The following is a 15,946-nucleotide window of genomic DNA, read 5'->3' as shown; positions in this document are numbered from 1 at the left end:
GGCTCAGCCCGCCGCCAGCCAGTCTGCGAACAGCCTTGCCCTTGCGGAGGCGCGGGGATTGATCCTGAGCGAGAAGGCGGCGGGCGAGGGGATGCTCTCGGGCACCAGGCTGACCAGGCGGCCGGCTTGCAGGACGCGGGCCATCAGCCCCTCCCAGCCCAGCACCGCGCCGACATCGTCCTCGGCCGCCTGCAGGGCGATCATGTGGTTGTTGACAAACAGGCTGCGCCCGGAGGGCGGCGGATGGCCGAGCTCGCGAAACCAGTCGGCCCAGCCTGTCCAGGCATTGTGGTCGTCGTTCATGTGGACCAGCGGCGCGCGCAGCAGATCCTTGATTCCCCGGATGCCGTGTTCCCTGGCGAAATGCGGCGTGCCATAGGCCAGGATGCGGTCGCGGAAGATTTCCCGCCATTCGTCGCCGTCATCGCCGGGAACCGCATAGCCGATGTGCAGGTCGTGCCGGCTGGCCGCCGTGGCCACGTCGCTGATGATCTGCGAGACGGTGATGCCGGGGTGGATCTTCCAGAAGGCGGTGATCTTGGGGGTCAGCCACAAGGCGCTGACCGCCGTGGTGGTGCGGATGGTCACGTCCACGGCATCGGGCCGGTCGCGCAGCCGGCTGACGGCGTCCGAGATCGTCTCGAAGCCGCGTTGCAGCGCAACCAGCAGGAAGGCGCCCTTCTCGGTCAGCTCGACCCCGCGGTGCCGGCGGATGAACAGCGCGCAGCCCAGGTTCTGCTCCAGCGCCTTGACCTGGTGGCTGATCGCGGCGGGGGTGACGTTCATCTCCTGCGCGGCGGCCTTGAAGCTCATGTTGCGGGCCGCCGCCTCGAAGCAGATCAGCGCGGTCATCGAGGCGAAGTCATGGGGATTGGGCATGCCGGGCCGTATTCAGGTTACTTCACCTAATCCAGGATGAATTTTTATGCCGTTGTCAATGGGAAACGAGTCGGCGGAATATTAGGCCAGTTCAACCTCAGCGTGGAAGCCGACAATGACAGCCACCCAACCGAACATCCATGACCTGCTTGCGCGCCGCCGGCCCGGACATGCGCTGGAACAGCCCTTCTACACCTCGGCCGAGATCTATCAGCTCGACCTGGAGAATATCTGGTATCGCGAATGGCTCTATGCCATCCCGGCCTGCCAGCTGGCCAGGGCGGGCAGCTACGTCACCCTGAAGATCGGCGATTACAACGTCATCATCGTCAAGGGCCGAGACGGCGAGATCCGCGCCTTCCACAACTCCTGCCGGCACCGCGGCTCGATCGTCTGCAAGGCCCGCGAGGGCCAGGTGGCCAAGCTGGTCTGCCCCTATCACTCCTGGACCTACGACCTCGACGGCCGGCTGGTCTGGGCCGACAAGATGAATGCCGATTTCGACCCCTCGCAGCACGGGCTGCGCAGCGTCCATCTGCGCGAGGTCGGTGGCCTGGTCTATATCTGCCTGGCCGAGAACCCGCCGAACTTCGAAACATTCGCGCAAAAGGCGGCGCCTTATCTGGACGTGCACGACCTCGGCGACGCCAAGGTGGCCTATACCTCCTCGATCATCGAGAAGGGCAACTGGAAGCTGGTGTGGGAAAACAACCGCGAATGCTATCATTGCAGCGCGAACCATCCGTCGCTGTGCCGATCCTTCCCGCTGGACCCGGAAATGTCCGGCATCATGCCCGACGGCAGCGTCTCGGAAAAACTGCAGGCGCATTTCGACCGCTGCACCGCCGCGGGCGCACCCGCGCAGTTCTACCTGGGCGAGCACGGCCAGTTCCGCCTGACCCGCGCCCCGCTGGAAGGCGATGCGGTCAGCTATACCATGGATGGCAAGGTCGCGGTGCAAAAGAACCTGGGCCGGGTGCCCTTTGCCGACGCCGGCCCGCTGATGGTGTTCCACTACCCGACCACCTGGAACCATTTCCTGCCCGATCACTCGCTGACCTTCCGGGTGATGCCGATCAGCCCGACCGAGACCGAAGTGACCACCACCTGGCTGGTGCACAAGGATGCGGTCGAGGGGGTGGACTACGACCTCAAGCGCCTGACCGAGGTCTGGATCGCCACCAATGACGAGGATCGCGAAGTGGTCGAGACCAACCAGCTTGGCGTCAGCACGCCCGCCTTCGTCCCCGGTCCCTATTCGGACTATTGGGAAAGCGGCGTCATCCAGTTCGTGGACTGGTATGCGGATGCCATGGAGCGTGCGCTCGGCCCCAGCCGCATGGCGGCCGAGTGACGATGAACGCAGCACTGAAACCGACGCTGGCCTTCTGGACCGACGCCGAGGAGCTGGAATGCGTCTCGTTCCTGCCCGAGGCGCCGGAGGTGATGACCTTCTGCTTCCGCAGCCCCTCGGGCGCGCTCTTCAGCCATGAGCCGGGGCAGTTCCTGACGCTGGAGCTGCCCCTGCCCGGCGGGCCGCTGCATCGCACCTATACCATCTCGTCCTCGCCCTCGCGGCCGACCTCGCTGACGGTGACGGTCAAGGCGCAAAGGGATTCCATCGGCACGCGCTGGATGTTCGACCACCTGCGGCCGGGGATGCGCATCCGCGCCAGGGGACCGGCGGGCAAGTTCTCGATGATGCGGGATCCGGCCGCGAAATACCTGTTCATCTCGGCCGGATCGGGCATCACGCCGATGATGTCGATGACGACCTTCCTTTACGATTCCGGGCGGGCGCCGGACATCGTCTTCGTCAACTGCGCCCGCCGCCCCTCCGAGATCATCTTCCGCGAGCGGCTGGAGCACATGGCGACGCGCGTCGCCGGCATCGACCTGAAATGGATCGTCGAGGAACCCGACCCCTATCGGCCCTGGACCGGCTATCGCGGCATGGTCAACCAGCTGGTGCTGGGCCTGGTCGCGCCCGACTACCTGGAGCGCGACGTCTATTGCTGCGGCCCCGAGCCCTTCATGCAGGCGGTGCGCGACATCCTGCACGGGCTGGGCTACGACATGGCCCGCTATCACCAGGAAAGCTTCGGCGCCCCGCCGGCCGAGGCCGAGGCGGTGCCCGAGGACGTGGTGCCGCAAGAGGACGCGCTGGCCGAGGTCAGCTTCGCCGCATCCGGCAAGACCGCCCGCTGCGCGCAAACCGAGACCATCCTGGCCACGGCGCGGGCGGCGGGCATCCCGATCCCCTCGGGCTGCGGCATGGGCATCTGCGGCACCTGCCAGGTGCTCAGGCTCTCGGGCCAGGTCCACATGGTCCACAACGGCGGCATCACCGACGAGGATGTCGAGGCGGGCTATATCCTCGCCTGCTGCTCAAGGCCCATCGGAAACGTTACCATCGATCTGTGACGCGTTCAGGGGCCGCCGGTCCCCGGAAACGCATCGCTCAAGCAACAAGCAATATGACAGGGACAGGCCATGAAGATTGCCGAAATACACGTCTATGCCCATGATCTGCCGGTCAAGGACGGGCCCTATACCATCGCCAGCTCGACGGTCTGGTCGCTGCAGAGCACGCTGGTCAAAATCGTCGCCGACAGCGGGTTGGCGGGCTGGGGCGAGACCTGCCCGGTCGGCCCGACCTATGCGCCCAGCCATGCGCTTGGCGCCCGTGCCGCGCTGGCCGAGATGGCGCCGGGCCTGATCGGCGCGAACCCGCTGCAGCCGCTGGTCCTGCGCCGCCGCATGGACGGGCTGCTTTGCGGGCATAACTACGCCAAGGCGGCCATCGACATCGCCGCCCATGACCTGATGGGCAAGCATTACGGCGTCCGCGTGGCGGACCTGCTGGGCGGCGTCGCGGCCGAGCGCCTGCCCTCCTATTACGCCACCGGCATCGGCCAGCCCGACGAGATCGCCCGCATCGCCGCCGAGAAGGTCGCCGAGGGCTTCCCGCGCCTGCAGATCAAGATCGGCGCGCGCCCGGTCGAGATCGACATCGAGACCGTGCGCAAGGTCTGGGAGCGCATCCGCGGCACCGGCACGCGGCTGGCGGTGGACGGCAACCGCAGCCTGCCCGCCCGCGACGTGCTGCGGCTCAGCCGCGAATGCCCCGAGATCCCCTTCGTGCTGGAACAGCCCTGCAACACGCTGGAGGAGATCGCGGCCATTCGCGGCCGCGTCCAGCACGGCATCTACCTGGACGAGAGCGGCGAGGATCTGTCCACGGTGATCCGCGCCGCCGGCCAGGGGCTCTGCGACGGGTTCGGCATGAAGGTGACGCGCATCGGCGGGCTGCAACCGATGGCGGCGTTCCGCGACATCTGCGAGGCGCGCGCCCTGCCCCATACCTGCGACGACGCCTGGGGCGGCGACATCATCGCCGCTGCCTGCACCCATGTCGGCGCCACCGTCCAGCCGCGGCTGAACGAGGGCGTCTGGGTCGCCCAGCCCTATATCGCGCAGCCCTACGACCCGGAGAACGGCATCCGCATCACGGGCGGCCATATCGACCTGCCCAAGGGTCCGGGCCTTGGGGTCATTCCCGAAGAAAGCCTGTTCAACCCGCCGGTTGCATTCTTTTCCTGAAGCGGTTTCACCAGCGACGCGCGCGGCCACCTGCCGGTCATGTCTCGAGGGCTACGATCATTCGCCGGGTGGGGGATATGCGTGAGAAAGGACCGGCCGCGTATTGCGGCCGGTTTCTCCATTGGCCACAGGCCCGGCCGATGAATGCCTAAGCCCGGTGGCCAAGCCCAATGGCCTTGAATGCGGTTTCACGAGCAGCTCATACGGCCGCCTGCCGGTTCTGTCGCAAAGGCCACGATCATTCGCCGGGTCGGGCGGTATGGGCGCGAAAGGACCGGCCGCCTATCGCTGCCGGTTTCCCCCTTGGCCGCAGGACCGGGCCGATGGACACCCCGGCCCGGCGGCTAAAGCCCGATGGCCTTGTAGGCCTGTGCCACCTCGTCGATGGCCAGCACATAGGCGGCGGTGCGCAGGTCCGGGTAGCTGCCGTCGGGGCGGTTCCACAGCGCGCTCATCCGGCGATAGGCGGCGCGCATGATGTCGTCGAGGCCCGAGCGGACCAGCGCGATCTCGCTGCGCGCCTCCAGGAAGCGGGCATGCTCGCTGGGAAAGTCCCGGCCGGTCATCTGCTCGAGCGAGCGCGCAAGCAGCCGGTGCTCGTCCTCTTCCAGCCGCCGTTCCATCAGGCCGAAGGGGATGTGGCTGAGGTTCTTCACCCATTCGAAATAGGACACCACCACGCCGCCGGCATTGGCGAAGAGGTCGGGTAGGATGATCTTGCCGGCCTGGCGCAGGATGGTGTCGGCGGCCTTGGTCGTGGGGCCGTTGGCGGCCTCGACGATCAGCGCCGCCTTGATGGCGGCGGCATTTTCGCCCGTGATCGCGCCCTCGGCCGCGGCGGGGATCAGGATGTCGCAATCGTCGGCCAGCGCCCCCATGTCGGGCGGGCTGACCGCGCCGCCGGCAAAGCCCTCGACCGAGCCGGTCTGGACCAGATGCGCCTTGAGCGCGTCGATGTCGATGCCGTCGGGGTTGCGCACCACGCCCGTCCGCTCGATCACCGTGACGATGCGCACCCCGTCCTCCTGCGACAGGAACTTGGCGGCGTGGAAGCCCACGTTTCCAAGGCCCTGCACCACGCAGGTCAGGCCGGACAGGATCTCGGACTGGAAGCCGGCGCGGGCGCGGTCGGCGGGATGGCGGAAGAATTCGCGGATCGCGTATTGCACGCCGCGGCCGGTGGCCTCGGTGCGGCCCTCGATGCCGCCGCCGCCGACCGGCTTGCCGGTGACGCAACCCAGCGCGTTGATGTCCTGCGGGCGGGCGCGGCGGTATTCGTCGGCGATCCACATCATGTTCAGCTCGCCCGTGCCCATGTCCGGTGCCGGCACGTTGGCGGCCGAGCTGAGGAATTCATGCGCCATCAGCTCCTGCGCGAAGCGGCGGGTGATCTTTTCCAGCTCGGTCTCGGTCCAGTCGGCGGGGTCGATCTTCAGCGCCCCCTTGGAGCCGCCGAAGGGCAGCCGCACCAGCGCGCATTTGTAGGTCATCAGCGCCGCCAGCGCCTCGACCTCGTCCTGGTCGGCGTTGGGGGCAAAGCGGATGCCGCCCTTGGCCGGACGGCTATGGGTCGAATGCACGGCGCGCCAGCCGGTGAAGGTATGCATGCGCCCGCGCAGCCGCACGCCGAAGCGGGTGACATAGGTCGCGTTGCAAACCTTGATCTTCTCGGCCAGCCCCTCGGGCAGGTCGCAGCGCGAGGCCGCGACGTCGAACATCTCGTTCACATCGGCCAGGAATGATTGATTGCTCATGGAACGCCTCCTCCGGGCTCTTTCTGGAAAACAGGGGGCCGCGGCGGGCCCCCTGCGGTCATCTCAGCCGGCCAGCAGCGCGGCGTTGCCGCCCGCGGCGGTGGTGTCCACGCAAAGGTGGCGTTCATGCGCGACATGGGCGAGGTCGGGCATGGCGCCGATCAGCGGCACGATGGCGCCTGCACGCCCAGCCAGCGCGCGGGCATAGGCGCGGCCCTGCGCCTCGTCGCCCCACCACAGCACCGCCGAAAGCTGCGGCAGCCGGGTCAGCGCCTCGGGCGGCAACTCGCCCTCGGCGCCGACGGCCTGGCCACCGAGCGCCTGGACCGCCGCCACCTGCGCCGCCACCGCCTGCGGGCCGGGGCCGAGGCAGAGGACCGGCGGCCGGCTATGCGCGGAAAGCCGGTTCAACTCGCCCGTGGGGCCGGGCATCAGCCGCTCCTCGATCCTTGTTGGGACGGTGGCGGACAGCGCGCCGCGCAGCCGCGCCTCGTCGGCCGGGCCCTGCCAGCCGCCCGCCGGGGCCGCGGGCTCGGCCGGCGCGAAGAAGCGCGGCAGGTAAAGCGGGCCGCCCGCCTTCGGCCCGGTGCCCGACAGCCCCTCGCCGCCAAAGGGCTGGCTGCCCACCACGGCGCCGATCTGGTTGCGGTTGACGTAGATATTGCCGGCATGGATGGCGTCCGATACCTCCTGCACGCGCGAATCGATGCGGGTGTGCAGCCCGAAGGTCAGGCCGAAGCCGCGCGCGTTGATAGCGGCGACGACGCGCTCCAGCTCGCCGGCACGGAAGGTCGCGACATGCAGGACCGGGCCGAAGACCTCGCGTTCCAGGTCGTCGATGCCCTCGACCCGCAGCAGCACGGGGGCGATGAAATGGCCCTGCTTCGGTGCCCAGATGCGATGCAGGATGCGGTTCGCCTTGCTCTCCAGGTAGCGCTCGATGCCGGCCTGCGCCTCGGCGTCGATCACCGGGCCGACATCGGTCGAAAGCCGCCAGGGATCGCCCAGCCGCAGCTCGTCCATGGCGCCCTTGATCATGGCGATCAGATGCGGGGCGATGTCCTCCTGCACGTAAAGGCAGCGCAGCGCCGAGCAGCGCTGCCCGGCCGAGCGGAAGGCCGAGGCGACGATGTCGCGCACCGCCTGTTCCGGCAGTGCGGTGGAATCGACGATCATCGCGTTCAGCCCGCCGGTCTCGGCGATCAGCGGCGTGCCGGGGGCCATATGCTCGGCCATGGCGCGGGCGATGGTCTGCGCCGTCTCGGTCGAGCCGGTGAAGACCACGCCGTTGATCCGCGAATCCGCGGTCAGCGCCGCCCCCACCGTGCCGCCCTGCCCCGGCAGCAGCTGCAGCGCGCCGGCCGGAACGCCGGCCTCGTGCAGCAGCCGCACGGCGATGGCGGCGACCAGCGGCGTCTGCTCGGCCGGCTTCGCCAGCACGGCATTGCCCGCCATCAGCGCCGCGGCGATCTGGCCGGTAAAGATCGCCAGCGGAAAGTTCCAGGGGCTGATCGCCGCGATCACCCCGCGCGGCCGGCCGGTCGCCCCTTCGCCCTCGGCTGCGTAATAGCGCAGGAAATCGGCGGCCTCGCGCAATTCGCCCACGCAATCGGGCAGGGTCTTGCCCGCCTCGCGCGCCAGGGCGGCGAAGATCGGGCCGAAATGCGCCTCGTAGAGGTCGGCTGCACGGCGCAGCACCGCGGCGCGGGTGGCGGCGGGCGCGTCCCAGGGCCGGGCGTCGTCGATGGCGCGGGCGACGGTCTCGGCATCGGCCTCGGTCACATGGGCGACCAACTCGCCCGTGGCCGGGTTCGCGACCGCGACCCGCGTGCCCGAGCCGGCGGAGACGGTCAGCGGCGCGGCATCCGGCACCGGGCCGTTGCGGGCGGCCTCGATCCGGGCCAGCGTCGCCTCGTCGCTCAGGTCGAAGCCCTGCGAATTGCGCCGGACCTTGCCGAAGATCGCCGCGGGCGCGGCCAGCCCGGCTGGCGGACGGGCGCCGGCCAGCGCCTCGAACGGGTCGCGCGCGACCTCCTCGGGCGAGACGGTTTCGTCCACGATCTGATGCACGAAGCTGCTGTTCGCGCCATTCTCCAGCAGGCGCCGCACCAGATAGGCCAGCAGGTCGCGATGCGCGCCGACCGGGGCATAGATGCGGCAGCGGCCGTTATAGTCGCGCAGCACGATGTCGTGCAGCCGCTCGCCCATGCCATGCAGGCGCTGGAACTCGAAGGGGATGTCGCCGGCCATTTCCAGGATCGCCGCGACGGTCTGGGCGTTATGGGTGGCGAATTGCGGATAGATGCGGTCGGCGTAGCCGATCAGCTTGCGGGCATGGGCGATATAGCTGACGTCGGTCGCGACCTTGCTGGTGAACAGCGGGAAACCGTCGAAACCCTCGACCTGGGCACGCTTGATCTCGGTGTCCCAATAGGCGCCCTTGACCAGCCGCACCATGATGCGCCGGTCCAGCCGCTCGGCGGTGGTGTAAAGCCAGTCGATGACCTGGCCCGCGCGCTTGCCGTAAGCCTGCACCACCACGCCGAACCCGTCCCAGCCGGCCAGCGAGGGGTCCGACAGCACCGCCTCGATCACCTTCAGCGAGATCACCAGCCGGTCCTGTTCCTCGGCGTCGATGTTCATGCCCATGCCGGCGGCCTTGGCCTGGCGGGCCAGCGACAGCACCACCGGCACCAGCTCGGCCATGACGCGGGTTTCCTGCGCCACCTCATAGCGCGGATGCAGCGCCGAAAGCTTGATCGAGATGCCGGGGTTCATCTCGACCGAGCCCTTGTCGCAGGCCCTGGCGATGGCGGCGATGGCGTCGGCATAGGCGCGGGCATAGCGCGCGGCGTCGAGCCCGGTCATCGCCGCCTCGCCCAGCATGTCGTAGCTGTAGGTAAAGCCCTGCGCCTCGCGCTGCCTGGCGCGCTCCAGCGCCTTCTGGATGGTCTCGCCCAGCACGAACTGCCGGCCCATTTCCTTCATCGCCCGGCCGACGGCGGCGCGGATCACCGGCTCGCCCAGCCGCCGCACGGCGCCGCGCAGGGTGCCGGCGATGCCGCCCTGGTCGTCGTCCAGCACCTTGCCGGTCAGCATCAGCGCCCAGGTCGAGGCATTGACCAGCGACGAGGACGCCTCGCCCAGGTGCCGGCCCCAGTCCGAGGGCGCGATCTTGTCCTCGATCAGCGCGTCGATGGTCATGCGGTCGGGGACGCGCAGCATAGCCTCGGCCAGGCACATCAGCGCCACGCCTTCACGCGTGGACAGGCCGTATTCGGCCAGGAAATGTTCCATCATCGTCGGCTTGGCCTCGGCGCGGATGCGGCGCACCAGCTCGGCGGCGCGACCGGTGATGGCGGCGCGGGCCTCGGGGCTCAGCGCGGCCTGCGCGACCAGCCGGTTCAGCAGTTCCGCCTCGTCGGCGAATTTCGCCTGGGTGGAAAACGCGTCGGAAAGCTCGGTGGGGTTGACACGTATCATGCCGATCTCCTTATTCGATAGGACAGGAATACCAGATGGCTGCCAGGCGGTGCGCCTGAATATCGGCCAGCAGGTAGGCCGATGGAACAAATTCGAGGCGATTTTCAGTATGGACCCGGATCTGGACACGCAGGACCGCAAGATCCTGGCGGAGCTGACGCAGAACGCGCGCATCCCCATCGCCGAACTGGCGCGCCGGGTCGGGCTGTCCAAGACCCCGGTGGCGCAGCGCATCCGGCATCTGGAAGAGATCGGGCTGATCACCGGCTATCGCGCCATCCTGTCGCCCCTGAAGCTGGGCCTGACCCATGTGACCTATGTCGAGGTCAGCATGAACGACACCCGCGAACATGCGCTGCAGCAGTTCAACGCCGCCGTCCGCGCCATTCCCGAAGTCGAGGAATGCTACATGATCGCCGGCGGCTGCGACTACCTGATGAAGGTCCGCTCGCGCGACATGGCCGATTTCCGCCGCATCCTGGCCGAGAAGATCTCGACCCTGCCCCATGTCAGCAACACCTCGAGCCATGTCTCGATGGAGGCGGTGGTCGAGCAGAACTTCCGCCTGGGCTGACCGCTTACGCCGCCATCACCCGCGCGATCCAGGACGCGATCATCAGGTCCAGATGCGCGCCGCCGCCGTTCTTGAACACGGTGATCTCGTCATTCGAGCGGCGCCGGCGGGCACCGGGGCGCAGCAGGTCGTAGAAGTCGCCCAGCACGCTTTCGGCCGTGATCGCGCCCGAGGCGATGGGCATCGTCAGCTCGCCGATATGGCCTAGCGTGGTCGCGCGGCTGTCCACGAACAGCGCGGCCCTGGCCATCAGCGCATCGTCGGCCTCGCGCATGTCGGCCTTGAAGGCGCCGATCAGGTCGACATGGGTGCCGGGCCGGACCCAGTCGCCCAGGATCACCGGCTGCCGCGCCATGGTGGCGGCCGAGACGATGTCGGCCTGCCCGACCGCCGCGCGCAGGTCCGGCACCGGCTGGAGATCGGCTGCGACGCCGCCCAGCCCGGCCACCAGCGCCTGCGCCTGTTCCGGCCGGCGCGACCAGACCGAGACGCGCTCGATCCCCGGCAGCACCGCTGTATAGGCCCTGACCAGGCTGGCAGCGACCGTGCCCGCGCCGACGACCAGCAGGTGCCGGCTGTCCGGCCGCGCCAGCAGGCTGGCGCCCAGGACGGAATCGGCGGCGGTCTTGATCTCGGTCACAAGCGGGCTGTCCACGATGGCCTGCAGCGCGCCCGTATCCTTGTCGAAGACCAGCATCGCCCCCTGGACCGTGGGCAGCCCCTTGGCCGCATTGCCGTCGCAGACGGTGAAGGTCTTGGCCCCGTAGCCCAGCCCCTCGATGAAGGCCGAGCGGCTCATCATCGTGCCGGTGGGCGGGCCCAGGAACACGTCCCGGATCTCGGCCGGGGGCAGCGCATGGCCCTGCCGCAGCGCCTCGACGGCATCGCGCCACCTTAGCCGGCCGATCGCGGCCGCGTAGGACAGGAATTGCGGAACCTTCGCGCCCGTCATCGTGTCATGCCTCCGTCACATGCCCATCGGCCAGGTATCCGACAGGCGATAGCCGCCCTGGAAGGGGTCGGCGGGATCGACCATCAGTTGCCGGGTGCCCACCACCCAGGCGCGGCCCGAGATGGTCGGGCTGATCGCCGGCCTGCCGTTCACCTCGGTTTCGCCGTCGATGCGGCAATGGAACTCGGTCCCGGACCGTCTCGCCGGGCGGCGGGGCCACCCCGCCGAAGATGACGTCGCCGACCTCGCCTTCCGCATGGCAGGACACGACGTGCACGAGTCTGGAGCTGCGCATCTTTTCCTCGATCCGGGGAACGGGCTTGGGATTATATTTCGTATACCATATTCCAAACCCAGCCTGCCGGTTCCGCCCCGACCTGTCAAGCGGCTGGGGCGCGCCCCTCCCTTGCGGCCGAATATCGGCTACCATATCTTTCGCGGGCGGCCGAGGCCGCGGAATTGCGGGAGAGGGGAATGCCATTCAAGGACGCAGAGGTTCCCAACCTTGGCAAGGCGCCCACCGCCTCGGACATCATCCTGAAATTCATCCGCGATTCCATCGCCGACGGCTCGCTGGACGAGGGCGAGCCGATCCGCCAGGACGATGTCGCCAGGATGTTCAACGTCAGCAAGATCCCGGTGCGCGAGGCGCTGAAGCGGCTGGAGGCCGAAGGCTTGGTCGAGTTCCAGCGCAACAAGGGCGCCATCGTCACCGCGGTCTCCGAACCCGAGATCGCCCAGATCTTCGAAACCCGCGCCATCCTCGAATCGAACGCCATCCGGCTGTCGGTGCCGCATATGACGCCCGAAACCTTTGCCGAGGCCCAGGCTTTCTGCGACGCCTTCGCCGGGGAAACCGATGTGGCGCAATGGTCGGCGCTGAACTGGCAGTTCCACAGCCGCCTCTATCTGGATGCGCAGCGCCCGTTCCTGGTCGGCACGATCCGCGCGGTGAACGACCGGCTGGAACGCTATCTGCGCATCCAGCTGTCCCTGTCGCACGGGCAAGGCACCGCCGACCGCGAGCATCGCGAGATCCTTGCCGCCTGCCGGGCCGGCGATGCGGAAAGGGCGGGCGAGCTGGTCTATGCCCATATCATGGGCGCCTGTTCCTCGCTGCTGCACCACCTGCCGGCCGGCAAGGGCGCAAGCTGACGCCCACGGCACGGCTTGCACATGGCCGGGCCGGGAACGCCCCGGCAGCTTCGGCCGCCTATTCCTCCAGCACCTCCAGCACGCCGGGGATCACGCGCAGGGCCTGGCGGGCGGGCGTGGTCAGCGGCACGTCCTCGGCGATCTCGATATCCACCAGGTCGGCCCCGTCCTTCAGCCGCAGCGCGATGGGGCCGCGGGCGCGCGGCGGCACGTTCAGCTCGGCCAGGATGCGTTCCAGCGCCTCGGCGACGGCGGGGACGGCGTCCAGCCCGGCGATCTCGACCGCCAGGCGGTTCGCGCCGGCATCGGCCACCGCCTGCTCCAGCGGCATGACCGAGCGCGCCAGCAGCTTGACCTGGTCGCCCGAAGGCTCGACCTGCACCTGCAAGACCACGTTCTCGCCCGGCTCCAGGTGCTGGCGATGCGCATCCAGCGTGTCGGAAAACACCGTGACCTCGTAAAGCCCGGTCGGGTCGGACAGGCCGACAAAGGCGAAACGGGTGCCGCGGGCGGATTTCTTTTCCTGCCGGTGCGCCACGGTGCCGGCCAGCTGCGCCACCAGCGCGCCGTCCTGCGCCGCCTGCGTCACCTCGGCGAGCGTCTGCACCCCCTTGCGGCGCAGCGCCGGCTGGTAGTCGTCCAGCGGATGCCCGGACAGGTAGAAGCCCACGGCCGCATGTTCCTCGGCCAGTTTCTCGGCCGGCATCCAGACGGGCGCGGCGACCGGGCGCGGCGGCGGCAGATCCTCGCCCCCGCCGAAAAGCGAGGACTGGCTGGAGGCCGCCGCCTCCTGCACCGCCGCCGACCAGGCCACCAGCCCGTCCAGCGCCTTCAGCACGCGGGCGCGGTTCGGCTCGAGCGCGTCGAAGGCGCCGGCGCGGGCCAGCATCTCCAGCGGCCGCTTGCCGACGCGGCGCATGTCCACCCGGCGGGCAAAGTCCTGCATGTCGGCAAAGGGCCGGTCGCCGCGGGCCTGCACGATCAGGTTCATCGCCTCGACCCCCACGCCCTTCAGCGCGCCAAGGGCATAGACGATCTTGCCCTCCTTGACGCTGAACATGGCCTCGGAGCGGTTGACGCAGGGCGCGACCGTCTCGATCCCCATGCGGTCGGCCTCGCGCTTGTAGACGGCGAGCTTGTCGGTCAGGTGAATATCGCAGTTCATCACCGCGGCCATGAACTCGACCGGGTGGTTCGCCTTCAGCCAGGCGGTCTGGTAGCTGACCACGGCATAGGCCGCGGCATGGGACTTGTTGAAGCCGTAGTTGGCGAATTTTTCAAGCAGGTCAAAGACCTCTCCGGCCTTCTTCGCGTCGATTCCCTGCGCCTTGCAGCCTTCGACGAACTTGGGCCGCTCCTTGGCCATCTCTTCGGCGATCTTCTTGCCCATGGCGCGGCGAAGCAGGTCGGCGCCGCCCAGCGAATAGCCGGCCATGACCTGCGCGATCTGCATCACCTGTTCCTGGTAGACGATGATGCCCTGGGTCTCGGCGAGGATATGGTCGATGGAAGGATGAATGGATTCAAGGGGTCGCAGGCCGTTCTTCACCTCGCAATAGGTCGGGATGTTCTCCATCGGGCCGGGGCGATACAGCGCCACCAGCGCCACGATGTCCTCGATGCAGGTGGGCTTCATGCGCCGCAGCGCGTCCATCATGCCCGAGCTTTCGACCTGGAACACCGCGACCGTGCGGGCGCTGGCGAACAGGTCGTAGCTGGGCTTGTCGTCCAGCGGGATGGCGTTGATCTGGTTCTCGGCCCTTTTCGCCGGCTCGTAAAGCATCCGACCGTCGGCCGCGACATGCAGCGGCCGGCCGCCCGCGTTGATCAGGTCCACGGCGTTCTGGATTACCGTCAGCGTCTTGAGGCCCAGGAAGTCGAACTTGACCAGCCCCGCCTGCTCGACCCATTTCATGTTGAACTGCGTGGCCGGCATGTCGGAGGCCGGGTCGCGGTAAAGCGGCACCAGCCGGTGCAGCGGCCGGTCGCCGATCACCACGCCGGCGGCATGGGTCGAGGCGTTCCTGAGCAGCCCCTCGATCTTGGCGGCATAGTCCAGCAGGCGGCCGACCACCTCTTCGCGCGCCGCCTCGCGCAGGCGCGGCTCGTCGGCCAGCGCCTTGGTGACGCTGACCGGCTTGACCCCTTCGACCGGGATCATCTTGGAAAGCCGGTCCACCTGTCCGAAGGGCAGCTGCAGCACCCTTCCCACGTCGCGCACCGCCGCCTTGGACAAAAGCGCGCCGAAGGTGATGATCTGGCCCACCTTGTCGCGGCCGTATTTCTCTTGCACGTATTGGATCACCTCCTCGCGGCGATCCATGCAGAAGTCGATGTCGAAGTCGGGCATCGACACCCGCTCCGGATTCAGGAACCGCTCGAAGAGCAGGCTGTAACGTATTGGATCAAGGTCGGTAATCGTCAGAGCATAGGCGACGAGCGAACCCGCGCCCGAGCCCCGGCCGGGCCCCACCGGGATGCCGTGTTCCTTGGCCCATTTGATGAAATCGGCCACGATCAGGAAATAGCCGGGAAAGCCCATCTGCTCGATGATGCCCAGCTCGAAGCGCAGCCGCTCCTCGTATTCCTCGACCGGGGCGGAATGCGGGATCACCGCCAGCCGGGCGCGCAGGCCGTCCCAGGCCTGGCGGCGCAGTTCCTCGACCTCGTCATCCGCAAAGCGCGGCAGGATCGGCTTGTGCTTCTTGACGGCAAAGGCGCAGCGGTGGGCAATCTCGACGGTGTTCTGCACCGCCTCGGGCAGGTCGGCGAACAGGGTCGCCATCTCGGCTGCGGACTTGAAGTAATGCTGCGGCGTCAGCCGGCGGCGCGGCGCGGTCTGGTCGACATAGGCGCGTTCTGAGATGCAGATCAGCGCGTCATGGGCGTCGAAAAGCTCGGGCTTGGGGAAATAGACGTCGTTGGTCGCGACCAGCGGCAGGTCCAGCGCATAGGCGATGTCGATCATGCCGCCTTCGGAACCCGCCTCTTCGGGGACCGGCTGGCCCTCGGCGTCGTGATGGCGCTGCAGTTCGACGTAAAGCCGGGTCGGGAAGGCGGCGGCGAGCCTTTCCGCCAGCGCGCGCGCCTCGGCCTGCCGGCCTTGCAGCACCAGCTGGCCCAGCGGGCCGCCGGCGGCGCCGGTCAGGCAGATCAGCCCCTCGGCATGGGTTTCCAGTTCCTCGACCGTCACATGCGGCAAGGCGTGGTCGTCGCGCAGGTAAAGGCAGGTCGAAAGCGCCATCAGGTTCAGCCAGCCGGCCTCGTTCTGCGCCAGCAGCACCACCGGGCCGGTGACATCCGCCGCCAGCGTGACCTGGCAGCCGATGATCGGCTGCACCCCCGCGTCCTGCGCCTTGACCGAAAATTCCAGCGCCGCGAACAAGGCGTTGCTGTCGGTCAGCGCCACGGCGGGCATGCCGTTCTGCGCCGCGAGATCGGCAAGTTTCTTGACCGGCACCGCGCCTTCCAGCAGCGAATGTTCGGAATGGGTGCGCAGGTGGATGAATCGGGGGGAATTTTCAGGCATGGCGCCAATCTAGGGGC

The 15,946-nt window shown here is 68.3% G+C and carries 11 protein-coding genes; 5 read left to right on the top strand and 6 right to left on the bottom strand.

Annotated elements, in window-relative coordinates; translation table 11 throughout:
- Positions 1-3: 3 nt before the first annotated feature.
- The gene (locus E3U25_RS13365) at positions 4-879 is read right to left on the bottom strand and encodes a LysR family transcriptional regulator (protein ID WP_116222740.1); all 876 of its coding nucleotides are present in this window, start codon (positions 877-879) and stop codon (positions 4-6) included.
- A gap of 115 nt (positions 880-994) precedes the next feature.
- Here E3U25_RS13365 and E3U25_RS13360 point away from each other — a divergent pair, with 115 nt between their 5' ends.
- From E3U25_RS13360 to hpbD, 3 genes are all read left to right on the top strand, one after another.
- Positions 995-2,233 (top strand): aromatic ring-hydroxylating oxygenase subunit alpha, encoded by a 1,239-nt coding sequence (locus E3U25_RS13360; protein WP_116221257.1) that lies wholly within the window; start codon positions 995-997, stop codon positions 2,231-2,233.
- 2 nt (positions 2,234-2,235) lie between these two features.
- Positions 2,236-3,303, top strand: a complete 1,068-nt coding sequence (locus E3U25_RS13355) for an FAD-binding oxidoreductase (RefSeq protein ID WP_072462712.1) — start codon at positions 2,236-2,238, stop codon at positions 3,301-3,303.
- A 69-nt stretch (positions 3,304-3,372) separates the two neighbouring features.
- The gene (hpbD, locus tag E3U25_RS13350) at positions 3,373-4,482 is read left to right on the top strand and encodes a 4-hydroxyproline betaine 2-epimerase (RefSeq protein ID WP_116222738.1); all 1,110 of its coding nucleotides are present in this window, start codon (positions 3,373-3,375) and stop codon (positions 4,480-4,482) included.
- Positions 4,483-4,826: 344 nt separating this feature from the next.
- Here hpbD and E3U25_RS13345 read toward each other — a convergent pair whose 3' ends face one another.
- Positions 4,827-6,236 carry a Glu/Leu/Phe/Val family dehydrogenase gene (locus E3U25_RS13345; protein WP_116222737.1) on the bottom strand — a complete coding sequence of 470 codons (1,410 nt, stop codon included), beginning with the start codon at positions 6,234-6,236 and terminating at the stop codon, positions 4,827-4,829.
- A gap of 63 nt (positions 6,237-6,299) precedes the next feature.
- Positions 6,300-9,719 carry a bifunctional proline dehydrogenase/L-glutamate gamma-semialdehyde dehydrogenase PutA gene (gene putA / locus E3U25_RS13340; protein WP_116222736.1) on the bottom strand — a complete coding sequence of 1,140 codons (3,420 nt, stop codon included), beginning with the start codon at positions 9,717-9,719 and terminating at the stop codon, positions 6,300-6,302.
- A 109-nt stretch (positions 9,720-9,828) separates the two neighbouring features.
- Between putA and E3U25_RS13335 the strand changes: the two genes are divergently transcribed.
- A complete protein-coding gene (locus E3U25_RS13335; protein WP_036759560.1) occupies positions 9,829-10,293 on the top strand; it encodes an Lrp/AsnC family transcriptional regulator in 465 nt (154 codons plus the stop codon).
- Positions 10,294-10,297: 4 nt separating this feature from the next.
- On the opposite strand, the gene E3U25_RS13330 is transcribed toward E3U25_RS13335, so the two are convergent.
- Together E3U25_RS13330 and E3U25_RS13325 are read right to left on the bottom strand one after the other, a co-directional pair.
- On the bottom strand, positions 10,298-11,245 hold the full coding sequence (locus tag E3U25_RS13330; protein WP_116222735.1) for an ornithine cyclodeaminase family protein: 948 nt from the start codon (positions 11,243-11,245) through the stop codon (positions 10,298-10,300).
- Positions 11,246-11,260: 15 nt separating this feature from the next.
- Positions 11,261-11,398, bottom strand: coding sequence for a proline racemase family protein (locus E3U25_RS13325; RefSeq protein WP_370362681.1), 138 nt, complete (start codon positions 11,396-11,398; stop codon positions 11,261-11,263).
- Between the two features lie 321 nt (positions 11,399-11,719).
- On the opposite strand from E3U25_RS13325, the gene E3U25_RS13320 reads away from it, so the two are divergent.
- A complete protein-coding gene (locus E3U25_RS13320; protein WP_116222733.1) occupies positions 11,720-12,400 on the top strand; it encodes a GntR family transcriptional regulator in 681 nt (226 codons plus the stop codon).
- Between the two features lie 58 nt (positions 12,401-12,458).
- Here E3U25_RS13320 and dnaE read toward each other — a convergent pair whose 3' ends face one another.
- Positions 12,459-15,929, bottom strand: a complete 3,471-nt coding sequence (dnaE, locus tag E3U25_RS13315; protein ID WP_116222732.1) for a DNA polymerase III subunit alpha — start codon at positions 15,927-15,929, stop codon at positions 12,459-12,461.
- Positions 15,930-15,946: the final 17 nt, after the last annotated feature.

It is taken from the genome of Paracoccus versutus (genome assembly GCF_029909795.1).
Classification (GTDB): Bacteria; Pseudomonadota; Alphaproteobacteria; order Rhodobacterales; family Rhodobacteraceae; genus Paracoccus; species Paracoccus versutus.
This window is presented reverse-complemented; position numbering and strand designations above follow the sequence as displayed.